Origin of the sequence: Paenibacillus sp. SSG-1, assembly GCF_002224835.1 — a bacterium.
Lineage (GTDB): Bacteria > Bacillota > Bacilli > Paenibacillales > Paenibacillaceae > Paenibacillus_AQ > Paenibacillus_AQ favisporus.
The window spans coordinates 5,396,894-5,410,215 of sequence record NZ_MBRK01000001.1 but is presented as its reverse complement, the minus strand read 5'-3'; the positions used below and the strand labels follow the sequence as shown (position 1 = coordinate 5,410,215).

Annotated in this window: 15 protein-coding genes; 11 read left to right on the top strand and 4 right to left on the bottom strand. The window is 55.7% G+C overall.

What is annotated here, in order from left to right:
• Nucleotides 1-103: 103 nt before the first annotated feature.
• Together BCV73_RS24905 and BCV73_RS35940 are read right to left on the bottom strand one after the other, a co-directional pair.
• Nucleotides 104-769, bottom strand: a complete 666-nt coding sequence (locus BCV73_RS24905; protein ID WP_076176791.1) for a DUF1129 family protein — start codon at nt 767-769, stop codon at nt 104-106.
• Between the two features lie 80 nt (nt 770-849).
• The gene (locus BCV73_RS35940) at nt 850-972 is read right to left on the bottom strand and encodes a hypothetical protein (RefSeq protein WP_256992987.1); all 123 of its coding nucleotides are present in this window, start codon (nt 970-972) and stop codon (nt 850-852) included.
• A gap of 259 nt (nt 973-1,231) precedes the next feature.
• On the opposite strand from BCV73_RS35940, the gene BCV73_RS24900 reads away from it, so the two are divergent.
• The 3 genes from BCV73_RS24900 (at nt 1,232) to BCV73_RS24890 (ending at nt 3,614) form a co-directional block, all read left to right on the top strand.
• Nucleotides 1,232-1,699 carry a hypothetical protein gene (locus BCV73_RS24900; protein ID WP_089548964.1) on the top strand — a complete coding sequence of 156 codons (468 nt, stop codon included), beginning with the start codon at nt 1,232-1,234 and terminating at the stop codon, nt 1,697-1,699.
• 121 nt (nt 1,700-1,820) lie between these two features.
• Nucleotides 1,821-2,651 (top strand): alpha/beta hydrolase, encoded by an 831-nt coding sequence (locus tag BCV73_RS24895; protein WP_076176789.1) that lies wholly within the window; start codon nt 1,821-1,823, stop codon nt 2,649-2,651.
• 180 nt (nt 2,652-2,831) lie between these two features.
• On the top strand, nt 2,832-3,614 hold the full coding sequence (locus tag BCV73_RS24890) for a DODA-type extradiol aromatic ring-opening family dioxygenase (RefSeq protein WP_089548963.1): 783 nt from the start codon (nt 2,832-2,834) through the stop codon (nt 3,612-3,614).
• Nucleotides 3,615-3,855: 241 nt separating this feature from the next.
• Here the strand turns inward: BCV73_RS24890 and BCV73_RS24885 are convergent, their stop codons facing one another.
• Nucleotides 3,856-4,401, bottom strand: coding sequence for a DoxX family protein (locus tag BCV73_RS24885; protein WP_076176787.1), 546 nt, complete (start codon nt 4,399-4,401; stop codon nt 3,856-3,858).
• A 481-nt stretch (nt 4,402-4,882) separates the two neighbouring features.
• Here BCV73_RS24885 and BCV73_RS24880 point away from each other — a divergent pair, with 481 nt between their 5' ends.
• The 4 genes from BCV73_RS24880 to corA all read left to right on the top strand — a co-directional run bounded on the left by BCV73_RS24880 (nt 4,883) and on the right by corA (nt 9,025).
• Nucleotides 4,883-5,995: a DUF3048 domain-containing protein gene (locus BCV73_RS24880; protein WP_089548962.1), complete on the top strand. Its 1,113-nt coding sequence runs from the start codon at nt 4,883-4,885 to the stop codon at nt 5,993-5,995.
• Between the two features lie 229 nt (nt 5,996-6,224).
• Nucleotides 6,225-6,839, top strand: a complete 615-nt coding sequence (locus tag BCV73_RS24875) for a DUF47 domain-containing protein (protein ID WP_076176785.1) — start codon at nt 6,225-6,227, stop codon at nt 6,837-6,839.
• A 16-nt stretch (nt 6,840-6,855) separates the two neighbouring features.
• On the top strand, nt 6,856-7,845 hold the full coding sequence (locus tag BCV73_RS24870; protein WP_076176784.1) for an inorganic phosphate transporter: 990 nt from the start codon (nt 6,856-6,858) through the stop codon (nt 7,843-7,845).
• A 220-nt stretch (nt 7,846-8,065) separates the two neighbouring features.
• The gene (corA, locus tag BCV73_RS24865) at nt 8,066-9,025 is read left to right on the top strand and encodes a magnesium/cobalt transporter CorA (protein WP_089548961.1); all 960 of its coding nucleotides are present in this window, start codon (nt 8,066-8,068) and stop codon (nt 9,023-9,025) included.
• 383 nt (nt 9,026-9,408) lie between these two features.
• On the opposite strand, the gene BCV73_RS24860 is transcribed toward corA, so the two are convergent.
• Nucleotides 9,409-10,002, bottom strand: a complete 594-nt coding sequence (locus BCV73_RS24860; RefSeq protein ID WP_089548960.1) for a hypothetical protein — start codon at nt 10,000-10,002, stop codon at nt 9,409-9,411.
• Between the two features lie 237 nt (nt 10,003-10,239).
• Between BCV73_RS24860 and BCV73_RS24855 the strand changes: the two genes are divergently transcribed.
• The 4 genes from BCV73_RS24855 (at nt 10,240) to BCV73_RS24840 (ending at nt 13,086) form a co-directional block, all read left to right on the top strand.
• Nucleotides 10,240-10,476: a hypothetical protein gene (locus BCV73_RS24855; RefSeq protein WP_089548959.1), complete on the top strand. Its 237-nt coding sequence runs from the start codon at nt 10,240-10,242 to the stop codon at nt 10,474-10,476.
• 608 nt (nt 10,477-11,084) lie between these two features.
• Nucleotides 11,085-11,375, top strand: coding sequence for a YerC/YecD family TrpR-related protein (locus tag BCV73_RS24850; protein ID WP_076176780.1), 291 nt, complete (start codon nt 11,085-11,087; stop codon nt 11,373-11,375).
• 1 nt (nt 11,376) lies between these two features.
• Nucleotides 11,377-12,156, top strand: coding sequence for a sirohydrochlorin chelatase (locus tag BCV73_RS24845; RefSeq protein WP_089548958.1), 780 nt, complete (start codon nt 11,377-11,379; stop codon nt 12,154-12,156).
• Between the two features lie 48 nt (nt 12,157-12,204).
• Nucleotides 12,205-13,086, top strand: coding sequence for a diacylglycerol kinase (locus BCV73_RS24840; protein ID WP_089548957.1), 882 nt, complete (start codon nt 12,205-12,207; stop codon nt 13,084-13,086).
• Nucleotides 13,087-13,322: the final 236 nt, after the last annotated feature.

The following is a 13,322-nucleotide window of genomic DNA, read 5'->3' as shown; positions in this document are numbered from 1 at the left end:
CTGCCATTCAGCACATGCCTGCTTAAAGGGGATTTTCACTATGTTCGGGCTATCCGCAAATATGGGGCCAAGGCGCTTTGTCCAGCCAACCTCGTTTGCCGAATCAGCCTCTTCTTAGAAAGATAAAACGTAGCCCGGCCAGCCCAACCAATCCGATCACCAGGCTTACCCATGGGTTGACAGTGAAGACCGGCAGCATGGTCCGCATTGAGAACCCGATGATCATGACGATGATCAGGATGATCAAATACACCCCGATCGCCTTTAAATCGATCTTGGGCTTGCTGGAGCCCTCATCGCTGCCCGGTTTATTCAGGGTCTTGGTGACGAGCTCGGTCAGCAGAATCGAGCCTGCGGCCAACACGATCAGCGCCAGCAGGCTGATCCGATTGATCGGTTCCCCTGCATAGCCGCTCCATTCGGCGACCAGTCCGAACACCGCCTCGACCAAAAACAGAAATGTGAACGCCGCCCAAGGAATCATGATGTAATAGGCGGCTCCCTCGATGGCTTTACGCTTCGGCAGCGCATCCGCGATGCTGCGGGCACAGGCCGCCGGATCTTCGCCATACAGCTGGGATGCCGTGCGGCCGGCTTCCTGGGCCTTCAGCACGTCCGAAGCCACTTCGAGCAGCTTCTTCTCGGCCTGCTGCCGGTCGGCCCGGGTGCTCCGCACCGCGATGATGACATCCTCCACGTAATCCCGGTTCGCCGGGGTCATGCGTTCACGCAGCCTGTTATTCTCTTGAATCATTTGCTTGATCGTCATTCTGTACGCTCCTCCATATACCACAAGTATAGGAACAGCCCCGGCCGTTTGCAAGGCAGCCTTCAAGGGATACCGCCCCTCTATTCCTTGAAAAAGAGCATTTCATAGTGCACCGCCACATAAATAATGGCGATAATGACGCAGACGATCAGGACGATCGACAGCGGCTTTTCCTGGGCAAACGTCATGACATGGTCCCACATGGATGATCCATCCTCTCGCAAAAATGATAAGTAGACCTAGTTTCTGCCGCGCGTCTGTTTTCCATGCAGGCAAGGGGGATATGAGGCGCAGCGATGGTCCATAGCAACGCTCCACAGCGACGCTCCACAGCCCAGTAGTAGTCTCCCTTCTCCCTCAATTTTGTGAACATTTAACGACCCCCGAATAATCCGCACGGCTGCGCGTGACAATAGGTCAATATGCATCCAAAATTTAATCTGACCAGGGGGTGACCTTGTCGTGAGCGACAACTTTAAGCAGAAATATGTGTGGGACAGCAAGAGCAGAGGATGGATCGTGGAAATGGCCGCGCTGGGGTCACTGAACGGGTCCGAAGCAGCGGCCGAACAGGCGCAGACAAAGGGAGAAGAAGGCGGGCAGCCGTCTGTATCCGGGCAGCAGGCAGGGCAAGCGAATCGCATCAGCGATCACGAGCTTCGGGGCGTTGGCCCGGTCGATGTCGGCAGCGGCATGCGGGGCGTAGGTCCGGCAGCCGAAGATAACGGAATCGGGCCTCGGACGGCGGGCGAATTCACGAGCGAAATGGCCGAGGAGCCGATCGAAGCTTATGGCTGGCTTAACGAGCCCGAGTCTAAGGGCAGCTGGCATCCGCAGAACGTGCTGGAAGTAAGTCCGGAGAACAGCCTGCTAACCGATTGGGAAGGCCGGGAGGAAACCCATTCGATGTTCCGCCGCAGTTACGAATAGAGGCATAAGCCGCTTTTTCAATTGACACTCTCCACCCCGCGGTGATAAGATAAATTCCGATATCACATTAAACTTATCGGAATTATCAATATATAAATTTTATGGGGACGGGGGAGTTAGGATGGAGCGGAATATTACGATCCGGCACGAACAGGAGGAGCTGGCGGCGAGCCTGCATTATCCGGTGAAACAGGAAGGCAAGGAAGGCCGGAGCAAGGACCGCGTCCCGCTGGTGATCATCTGCCACGGGTTCGTCGGGAGCCGGATCGGCGTGGACCGGCTGTTCGTGAAGACCGCGCGCGAGCTGGCGCGGGAAGGATACATGGTGCTGCGCTTTGACTATGCCGGATGCGGCGAGAGCAGCGGGAGCTACGGGATGGAAGGGCTGGAGTCGATGATCGCCCAGACCCGGACGGTGCTCGATTACGGCATGAGCTGCGTGGATGTCGATCCGACGCGCGTCACCTTGATCGGTCACAGCCTGGGAGGCGTGGTGGCCATCCTGACGGCTGTCCGCGACCGGCGCGTCAAGAGCCTGGTGCTGTGGTCGTCGGTCGGATATCCGCTCAGCGATATTTTGAAAATCACCGGCAGAGACGTGTACGATACCGCGGTGAAATCCGGGTACTCGGATTACCTGGGTTATGACTTCACCCCGGGATTCTTCGACTCGCTCGGCCAGTATCAGCCGCTGCAGGAAGCGGTGAAGTTCGGCGGCGACGTGCTCATCATTCATGGAACGTCGGACGACACCATCCCGGTGGACTATGCATTCCTGTATCAAAAGGTGTTCTGGATGCGCAACGAGGGGCGCTGCGACAAGGAGATCATTTTCCAGGCGGACCATACGTATTCCTCGGGACCTCACCGCAGACAGGTGATCCACTGCACGAAGGAGTGGCTGAACGACCAGGAAGCCGTTCAACAGGAATGGCAGCATTGGATGATCTAGAACTTTACGAGGTTCGGTTATCCCAAGCAGACACCAGGCAGGGTAGGCGTGGATAACGAGGCGGGGCGGCGATCCATGGCAGGCGGGCGGACCGTATGTTCGGGCGGAAATTGGAAATCTCTCTGCATACACGGTACAATAGAAACAGCAACGTATACTGGCGTGTGGAGGTTGACATCGATGACATTACCAGCACTATTTGTAGCCCACGGTTCACCCATGCTCGCTTTGGAGGATCACGAGTACTCGCGGTTTTTGGAGTCACTGGGACGGGAGCTGCCTGCCCCGGAAGCCATCGTCGTCTTCTCGGCACATTGGGACAGTCCTGAGCAATCGATGACAGTGGACGAATCTCACGATACGATGCATGACTTTTACGGATTTCCTGAAGCGATGTACGAGCTCCGCTACCCGGCTAAGGGGTCGGCAGCCGTCACCCAAAGAATCGCCAGCCTGTTCGAAGCAGGCAACCTGCATTACGAGCCCGTTCTGGGACGCGGTTTGGACCATGGCGCCTGGGTCATCCTGAGCAAAATGTACCCGAACGCGGACATCCCGGTCATCGAGCTGTCCGTGGATTCACGGCGGTCACCTGAGGAGCAGTACGCCATTGGCGCGATGCTGAAGGAGCTGCGGCAGGACAACGTCCTGATCATCGGCAGCGGCGGCCTCGTCCATAACTTGCGGCTGATCAGTCAGACGGATGAACCGGAAGTCTGGGCGGTCGAATTCGACGAATGGATTGCCCGGAATCTGGAGATCTGGAACCTGAAAGAGCTGTTTAACTACGACAAAAAAGCACCGCATGCGCGCGAAGCCGTTCCATCCTACGGGACCGAGCATTTTGCCCCGCTGTTTTACGCGATGGGCGCAGCAAGCGACGAGGCGAAGGCCAAACGGCTGATCCAGACGTACCAATATGGAAGCCTCAGCCTGAACTGCTGGATGTTCGGCGGGTCTTGAACCGATCGGAAGGCTGGCAGCAAGATTGCATATTGAAGTGGACCGGCGAGCGCCGAAAGTCCTGTAAAATATAAACGAGCCGGCATCCTTGCCGGCTCGTTTCTTGTTTGAACGGGGGAACGTTCAAAAACAGTATATATGGGGAAAGCGGCGGTCCGCATCCATCCATCCGGCCTTCGCGGGATTCGCGCTTCAGCCGAGTGGACGGTGCTGGTTGCGGGCCGTCCGCTTGCTCCTGAAGTTAAGCGGCGCCCTTGCTCTTGCCATTCATGCCTGGTGCGGGTGCCGGCGTGGGATCCATGCCGTCATGATGCCGGTGGAACAAGCCGCGGAGGTAAGGCAGTACCCAGCGGTCCAGACCGATCCGGCCGGCGTTGGCGGCAGCGACGACGATGAACATTTCAAGCAGCAGCATTTGTGCGTTGGTGCTTACGGTGCCCGAGAAGAGGAACGCCGCGTTCATCACCATACCCATCAGGGCGGCGAAGGTGGTGAAGGTGCCGAGGATCAGCCCCAAGCCGACCAGCGTTTCGCCGAGCGGGATCAGGACGTTGAAGAATTTGACGCCCGGCAGGGCCGCGTGTTCCAGGAAGGCGGCCCACCAGCCTTGAACGGCCGGATGATCACCGGTGCTCTTGGCAATGGCCCCCTGCAGGAATCCGCCTGCATCGAAGCCTCCGGTCAGTTTCTCGATACCGCCTTTGATCCAGCTGTACCCCAGGTAGATCCGGACGACGGTCAGCAGCCAGCTTGCTACTTTGTGATTTCTAAGCCAATGGTTGAACATGATTTGTTCCACTCCTTTATTTTCTTTAGGTTATGTTGCTTTTGGAAGATGATCATCTTTGATGTCTTTATTATAAGTGAAATATTTCACAATAACTATGATATACATCACACATCCAACAAAATACGAAAAAAGATTTCAGTTATGTTTAAGCTTCGGACGCTAAGCTGGATTTATACGAAAAACGGGATGTTTTAGTAGTCGAAAGAATTAATACCCTTCAGTGTAACCGTCTCGGAGTACAATCCCTCGCGTGTCTCTCAAGTTATGCCTGTAGTCCGCTGCAATGTGGTCCGTCAATCTGCTTGGAATCAGGATCAAACGCCTGCTAATGCGAGTCCGTCGGCCCGCCAATCTGCCTGAAAACACAGACAGATGCCGCCCTTTTGTGATTAAATGGAAGGAAAGCATGTGTGGACGAGCCGCACAAAGACAGCAGGGGATGACCGGGAGTTTACGATGAAGGGATGAATCCAAGCGAATGAACGATACGTGGAGTACAGGCTGGAGGAGGCTGTCAGGCACGCTGCTGTGCCTGACGCTGAGCGGCGCGCTTTTGGCCGCCTGCACCGAGAAAGCGGCGGAGGCGCCGCAGCCGCCCGCCGCCGGGGAGCAGGAGCCGGCGCAGGACGAGCCGGCGCCCGAGGAGACCGCGCCGCCGGAAGCGGCGGAGCAGGAGCCGGCGGCCTATACGGCGCCGCTGACGGGGCTGCCGGTGGAGCAGCCGGCAGACAAGAGGCCGCTGGCGGTGATGATCAACAACGCGCCGGCGGCACGGCCGCAGTCGGGCCTGAGCCAGGCCGACATCGTCTATGAAGTGCTGGCTGAGGGCGGGATTACGCGGCTGATCGGCATCTTCCAGAGCCGGGGCGCCGAGGAGACGATCGGGCCGATCCGCAGCATCCGCCCGTATCTGATCGATCTGGGCGAGAGCTACGGCGGCGTGCTGGTGCATGCCGGGGGCAGCAACGACGCCTACGCGATCATCCAGCGCCAGCACAAGGAGGACCTGGACGAGATCAGCAACGCCGGTCCGTACTTCTGGCGCGACAAGAGCCGCAAGGCGCCGCACAATCTGTATTCGAGCGCGGATAAGCTGCGCGAGGGAGCGGACAAGCGCGGATACGCGGAGCATGTGGAGCTGAAGTCGTATCCTTTTCACGATCCGGCGGACGACAGCGTTCCTGAGGGTGAGGACGCTACGGACGTCGACGTCACCTTTTTGCTCCAGAGCTATAAAGTTTCCTATAAATATGATACCGCCACCAAGCTCTATCAGCGCTTCATTAACGGCAAGCCGCATATCGACCTGAACAACAACGAGCAGCTGACCGCGGCGAACGTCATCGTGCTGGGAGCCGACCAGAAGGTGCTGGACGATGTGGGCCGGCTGGACATCGATGTATCTTCCGGCGGGAAGGCCGTGCTGCTGCAGCGGGGCAAGGTGCTGGAGGGCAAGTGGGTGCGCGCCAAAGGGGATGTCATCCGCTTTGTAAAAGACGGACAAGAGGTGCCGCTGTACCCGGGAACCACGTATTTTAACATCGTGCCGAATGCGCCATCTTTCGACAGCCATCTTCAGCTTCTCAAATGACGGAAAAATAGGGAAAGGATGGCGAATCCTTGCGGGAATTGTCACTCCACCGGATATTTTGGCAGGGAATGGGTAAGTTTAATATATAAATTCGGCAGCGAGTTTACATTGCATTAAAATTGAAAGCCGCTTATCTTTACAAACCGTAGGACGGATTGATAAGATAACAAGGGTTGTCATTCTCATGTTTTTGCGGTGTTTATGCAAACTTATGTAAAGGGGTTATCGTATGAGATTGAAGAAAAAGGACATATTTTTCCAAACCCTGGAGAATATGGCCGATACGATTGTGCAGGCTGCCGATTATTTCGCCCAGCATGTGGACAATCTGCAAGATGTGCTTGTTTTTGCCAACGAAATGAAGAGATTCGAGTCGCAATGTGACGATTACACGCACACGATTATTACAGAACTCAACAAGACATTCATTACGCCCATCGAACGTGACGACATCATGGACCTGACAACCACCATGGATGATGTGATGGACGGGCTGGAGGCCTGCGCTTCCCGTTTCGACATGTACCATCTCCCGGATCCGGATGAGTATATCGTGCAATTCGCGGAAATTCTCCGTCAGTCGGCTTATGAAATTCAGAAAGCGATCCACCTGCTGTCCCAGAAGAAGCTGCTGGCCATGCGTGAATATACGATCCGCCTGAACGACCTGGAGAACCAGGGCGACGAGCTGCTTCGCATTTGTATTAAAGAGCTGTTTGCGAAAGTGACCGATCCGATCGAGCTGATCAAGCGCAAGGAAATTTACGAACGCCTTGAGACGACCACCGACGCTTGCGAAGACGTGGCCAACATGCTGGAATCGATCATTATGAGCAACTCGTAAGGGGTTTTGGAGACACATGGAGACATCATTATTTGTACTTACCATAGTCATCATTCTGGCGCTGGCGTTTGACTTCATCAACGGTTTCCACGATACCGCGAACGCGATTGCCACGTCCGTATCGACACGGGCGCTGAAGCCGCGGACGGCGATCCTTCTGGCGGCGGTCATGAACTTTGTCGGCGCGATTATGTTTACGGGCGTCGCGAAGAAAATCGGCGGCAGTGTCACCGACCCCTCGACGCTGAATAACGGGCTCGAAGTCGTCATAGCCACGCTGCTGGCGGCGATCATTTGGAACCTGGTCACCTGGTGGCTCGGCATTCCGTCCTCCTCGTCACACGCACTCATCGGTGCGCTGGCCGGAGCGGTTTACGTCGGAGCAGGCTCAAGCCATATCAAGTGGAGCGGCTTTACGGAAATTGTGGAAGGCTTGCTGTTATCCCCTCTAATCGCATTTGTGATCGGCTATATCGTCATGACGATTCTGAAGTGGATCTTTGCCAAACGCAGTCCGCATACGGTCAATAAAGGCTTCCGGTTTATGCAGATCATTACGGCGGCGCTGCAGTCGTTCACGCACGGCACCAACGATGCGCAGAAGGCGATGGGGATCATCACCCTGGCGCTGGTAACATCGGGCCGGCTGGAGACGCTCGAAGTTCCGCTCTGGGTTAAAATCGCTGCGGCGACCTCCATGGCGCTCGGCACGTCCATCGGCGGCTGGAAAATCATCAAGACGATGGGCACGAAAATTTTCAAAATCGAGCCGATCAACGGCTTTGCGGCAGACTTCTCGTCCGCTTCCGTCATCTTCACGGCAACGCTCCTGCACCTGCCAGTCAGTACGACGCACGCAATTACGTCTGCGATCTTAGGCGTGGGCAGCGCGAAGCGCTTTTCCGAAGTAAAATGGTCGCTGGCCGGAAGAATCGTCATCACCTGGTTCATTACCATTCCGATTTCAGCGGTGCTGGCGGGCATTATCTTTAAAATCTTTTTCTAATCTTGGTTAATCTCATATATATAGATGTACACATTTGGAGTAGAGTGGGGGCCAATCGTCAAAGGGTTGGCTTTTTTGTTGCGCAAAAACATCGCCGGCGTGACTTCGTTCGAACGGATGCTGTACAATACTAAGATAGATCAGAACATACATATAGAAGTGCTCCGCTTCTGCCGGAGCCGGAACATAAGCCGCTAGAGGGGAGTTTCGCTGAACGCCGATGATACGCACGCTTGCCATTACCCATACCCATGAGGTGCTGACGGGAATTTCGCTGGAAGAAGCCCGGATGGAGGACTATGCCTGGATGTGGGTGGATTTTAACGGTCCGACCGAAGAGGAATCCGCCCTTTTACATACGTATTTTCATTTTCACCCGCTGGCGGTCGAGGACTGCATGCATGTGCTGCAGCGGCCGAAGCTGGATATGTACGAGGATCTGCAGTTCTTCGTTCTGCATGCGCTCGATCCCGATACGCTCGGGGTGGATGAGGTGGACCTTTTCCTCGGGCACGACCTGCTCGTGTCCTTTCATCTCAAAGAGCTGCCGGTCGTCGACGACGCCTGGGAGCAGATCCTCCAGCATGCCCATGACCGCAAAATCTGGGCGCGCGGCCCGGTATCCTGCGCCTATACGATCATGGACCACTTGGTGGACCGCTATTTTCCGAGTTTGTACAAAATCGAGGATGAGCTGGCCGACCTGGAGAACCGCGGCGGCAAAGAGTCGGTCGAGGAGCTGATGAACCAGGTGTTCGACCTGCGCGGCCGGCTGCTGAAGCTGCGGCGGACGATTGTGCCGATGCGCGATCTGCTGTACCGGGTCGTCAACTCCCAGCATGTCCAGAACAACAGCGAGCACAAAGTGTATTTTGCCGATATTTACGACCATCTGCTCAAGCTGACCGACATGATCGAGGCCGACCGCGAAATGACCGCCGACCTGCGCGACAGCTACATCTCGCTCAACTCCAACCGGGCAAACGCGATCATGAAGACGCTGACGGTCATTACCGTCATCTTCATGCCGTTGACGCTTATCGCCGGCATCTATGGCATGAACTTCGTCAATATGCCCGAGCTTAACTGGAAGTACGGCTACCCCGCTGTTATGCTGCTCATGTTCGTGCTTGGGGCGGGCATGGTGCTGTGGTTCACGAAGCGCGGATGGTTCAAATAGAAGGAAGGACTATCTGGGATTGCGTCAGGCCAAGAGTGTGGCAGGTAGAACGGGGGCAATCGGCCAAGAGCAGGATAATGTAGAACGGGCGGCAGGACAAGAGAACGTGTGGTAGAACGGAATGCGCCAGGCCAAGCACGGAAGTGGAGAGACTTCTGCGCTGGGACCTGGCGCTTGTATGTTCTTTGGGCATGATATAGTGGCGAAGAGGGAATCATCGTTATTCTTCCGGTAAAATGGGCGACATGAGGGTATCGATATTGTGAATGGTGAGTACGATAGGGCATGAGGTACGATATGGCACCGGTTCATGGCACCGGCTCATCGCACCAACGAAGGCTTCGTTCGACACTTAAACGGCAATGGTAGTGGATTTTTTGGCGTCAGCTGCGCTTCTTCTTGGATGTTTTTTTCGACGAGCTCTTCTTCGACGACGATTTTTTCTTGGAAGACGATTTCTTGGACTTCTTTCTCCGGCGTGGTCTGTATTCGCCATCATTGCTGCTGTTGGTTTTGCCTTTACCGAGACCCGCGAACAGTTTAAACATCGGGGCAATCTGCTGCATACCGGTCATCACCTTCTGGAATTTGCCGACGGAGTTCACAATGCCATCGATGCCGCCCACCCGGTCGATCAGTCCCTTGAGGTCACCGAGCTGGGCAAGGGAGAAGCCGGTTTTGGCGGTTTCGGCTGCGGCAGCGACCGGTGCGGCGGCTGCGGCTGCGGCGGCCGCGGGAGCAGCCGAGGCGGCTGCGGATACTGGCGGGATGATCTCCGCCGTACCTGCCAACCCTTCAGGTCCGTAATAAGGCGCAAACCCGGGAGCGCCTCCGGGTAATCCGCCGGGTGCTCCAAAGTCCGGATAGCCTTGAATGCCGGGATACGGGGACGGTGGATATGGGGAGGCAAATTCGTTCAGCGAGCGGTGGTCAGCTTTGGGCTTTGCCTTTGACTTATGGTAGTAATGCTCAGGCATGATATCACTTTCCTTTTTGGAATGATTTACTATACTGTATGTGCTGGGCAAACATAATGTATGGACGTTAGCCCGGTAGACAGGGATAGGAGCGGAAACGGGCGGATGCCCAGCCGGCGCGGAAGCAGCGGTTGAAACGGTCGGCAACGTTGGAATGCGGCTTATTTTTGCTTGACCCTGACACTAATGTCACGGTTTATAATGAGCTCATCCCAAACAGAAAAGGAAGATGCCGTGATGGATATTTCGTCCCAAGAAGAACACATGATTCAGGCGCTGCGCGAGGTGGCATTACCTCCACTATTTGTGCTCATCCGGATTCGGAACGATATTTTAAATGACACGGTCAATATCGAAGAAGGCCGGAGAAATGAGATCGTAAGCACGTTGGAACAATACATCGCCCCGCTCTGGGAGGATTATCATAAGGAGAAGAACGCACAAGCCAATGATGGAGCCTCGAATCCGGAATGAATGGGCACGACATAGAGAAGGAGCTTCGGGTCTGGAATGAATGGGCACGACATAGAGAAGGACCATCCAGTTCGGAATGAGTAGACACCAACATCAGAGCGACGCGCCATGCCGCCATATCGGGCGGTTTTTCTTTTGCACAAAAGCTGGCATTCAAGGATCCCAGACCTCTTACCCTACAAGATTCAGCGGAGGCCCGGTTGGTGCGTGGGGGAGGATCCGGGAGAAGAAATATCGCTAACTTGTGATCACAACCCGGAGTCCAATGCCGGGAATTGGAAATGATCCACCAAAACATGTACAAGCCCGTCAGGATGATGTATAATTTAAGCGCTTTCAAGTGGAAGGTGGTGTTCTATGCATTTTAACCGTGGAAGGGCATCGGGGACCGGGCGGCGGATCCATGTCGCTTTATTTGGCCTGCTGCCATGCAACTCTTCAGTGCGTGAATCCGTTAACGCTTGAAAAGTTCATAACGGCTCGGTACAATGGGAGTACATAGAGGACTATCATTTGAACACGGATTGACCGATATTAAATGTGGAAAGACCCTGTGACGGGAGCAAAATCCTGAATAGGCAATAGTTACAATAGGGGATGATATTTCAGTGCAGCTGAAGAAACTTAATGATAAAAGCATCGACCAACTATTTGAAGCCATTTTAACTCTTAAAGATGTAGAGGAATGCTACGTATTTTTCGACGATCTGTGTACCGTCAACGAAATCCAGTCTCTCTCCCAGCGTCTGGAAGTGGCGCGTATGCTCGGCAAGGGCAGCACGTACAATCAGATCGAGGCGGAGACGGGAGCCAGCACGGCCACCATTTCGCGGGTGAAGCGCTGTTTGAATTATGGCAACGAAGGGTATAAAATGACGTTAGAGCGTCTCGGGCGTTAATATGCGCAAACCGGGGGTACTTGTTATCAGTCACGGCTCCAGGGAATCCTCCTGGGTCCAACTGGTCGACGATGCCGTTGGGCAGCTGCCGCTGCGGGGAGAACTCCCTGTGGCGGCTTCGTTCTTGGAGATCGTGGAAGGCCGCTTGATCCAGGACGGGATCGATGATCTGGAGCGTCAGGGCGTTACGGATATACTGGTGATTCCGCTGTTTGTCTCTTCGGGCAGCACCCATGTGAATGAAATCGCATATGCGCTCGGCGTCATTGACGCCCCGGCCATCGACACGGACCTGGAGCCATTTCGCATCCGGGCGAATATTCTGTACGGAGAGCCGATCGACAACGATCCGGACGTGGCCCGCATGGTGTGGGATAAAGTGAAGACGGAATCGAAGAACCCCGGCGAGGAGGTTCTTATTCTTGTTGGTCACGGCAGCAGCCACGACGGCTTCCGCGAGCGCTGGGAGGAAGGCCTCTCGCGCCTGGCGGAGAGCGCCCGGGCGATCGGCGGCCTGGCCGCGGCGGACTATGCCCTGCTTCGGCCCGACAGCGTGCGGGCGAAGGTGGAATACTGGCAGAAGGAACGCGGAATGCAGGTGATTGCAGCTCCGCTCTTTTTGAGTGACGGCTATTTCACCCGGACGGTGATTCCGCAGCGGCTGGACGGGTTAAATTACCGGTATTCAGGTGAAGCGCTGCTGCCGCACCCGCTGCTGACCCATTGGATGGAGCGGCAGATCCGGAGCTGGCTTGCGCGTGATGCTGATGAGTCATTGTAAAGAACAGGCGCTTATTCGGAAATTATCAACTTATTAGGTGGCGTATGTATGAAAAGAGCACGTTTGATTTATAATCCCACCTCAGGCCGGGAGGAAATGCGCCGGCGTCTGCCGGACATTCTGCACCGGCTCGATCAGGGCGGCATCGAGGCTTCCTGCCATGCCACGATGGGCGAAGGGGACGCCACGAAGGCGGCCATCGACGCCGTGGAGCGGGGGTACGACATGATCATCGCCGCCGGCGGGGACGGTACGCTGTACGAGGTCGTCAACGGCATGGCGGAGCGGGATAACCTGCCGCCGCTCGGCGTGTTCCCGGTCGGAACGACAAACGATTTTGCGCGGGGGCTGGGCATTCCGAGGAACTGGGAAGACTACTGCGATCTGGTCATCCGGCAGCAGACCCGCCCGATCGACGTGGGCAAGGCGAATGACCGGTATTTCATCAACATCGCCGGGGGAGGCACGCTCACAGAGCTGACATACGACGTGCCCAGCCGGCTGAAGACGATGATCGGCCAGCTCGCTTATTATATTAAAGGCGTGGAGAAGATGGTCAGCCTGTCTCCGCAGGAGCTGATCATCAATGCCGAGGGCCAGGAGACGATCCATGACGAGTTCATGATCTTCCTGATCACGAACACGAACTCCGTCGGCGGCTTCGAGAAGCTCGCGCCGGGCGCGCGGATCGACGACGGCCTGCTCGATGTGATCGCCCTCAAGAAATGCAACCTGGCTGAATTCGTGCGGCTGGCCAGTCTCGCGCTGCGCGGCGAGCATTTCAACGACAAGAAGGTCGTCTACTTCCGCACGAGATCGATGGAAGTGACGTCCCCTGGCAAGGTGCTGCTCAACCTGGACGGAGAGCTCGGCGGAACGCTGCCAGGGCAGTTTTCGGTGCTGCCGCAGCATTTGCGGATTTTTGCGTAAGGCTTGTTTTTGACATACTTCGATATAGACAACAGGGATAGGAACAGAATGGTTCATCTGCCTACTGGGAAGTTGTGCAGGCGGTGGATCATCGCAGGAGAGTTAAGGTGTCGGCATGCGGCTCATCCGCTATGGATGGGGGCAAGGCATCTTGACTTTTTTTGTGCGCTTTTCTGTTATAATGGGAAGGATGCGGGGAAGAAATGAAGCCAGAGGGTTGTGGGGCTTATAACCCG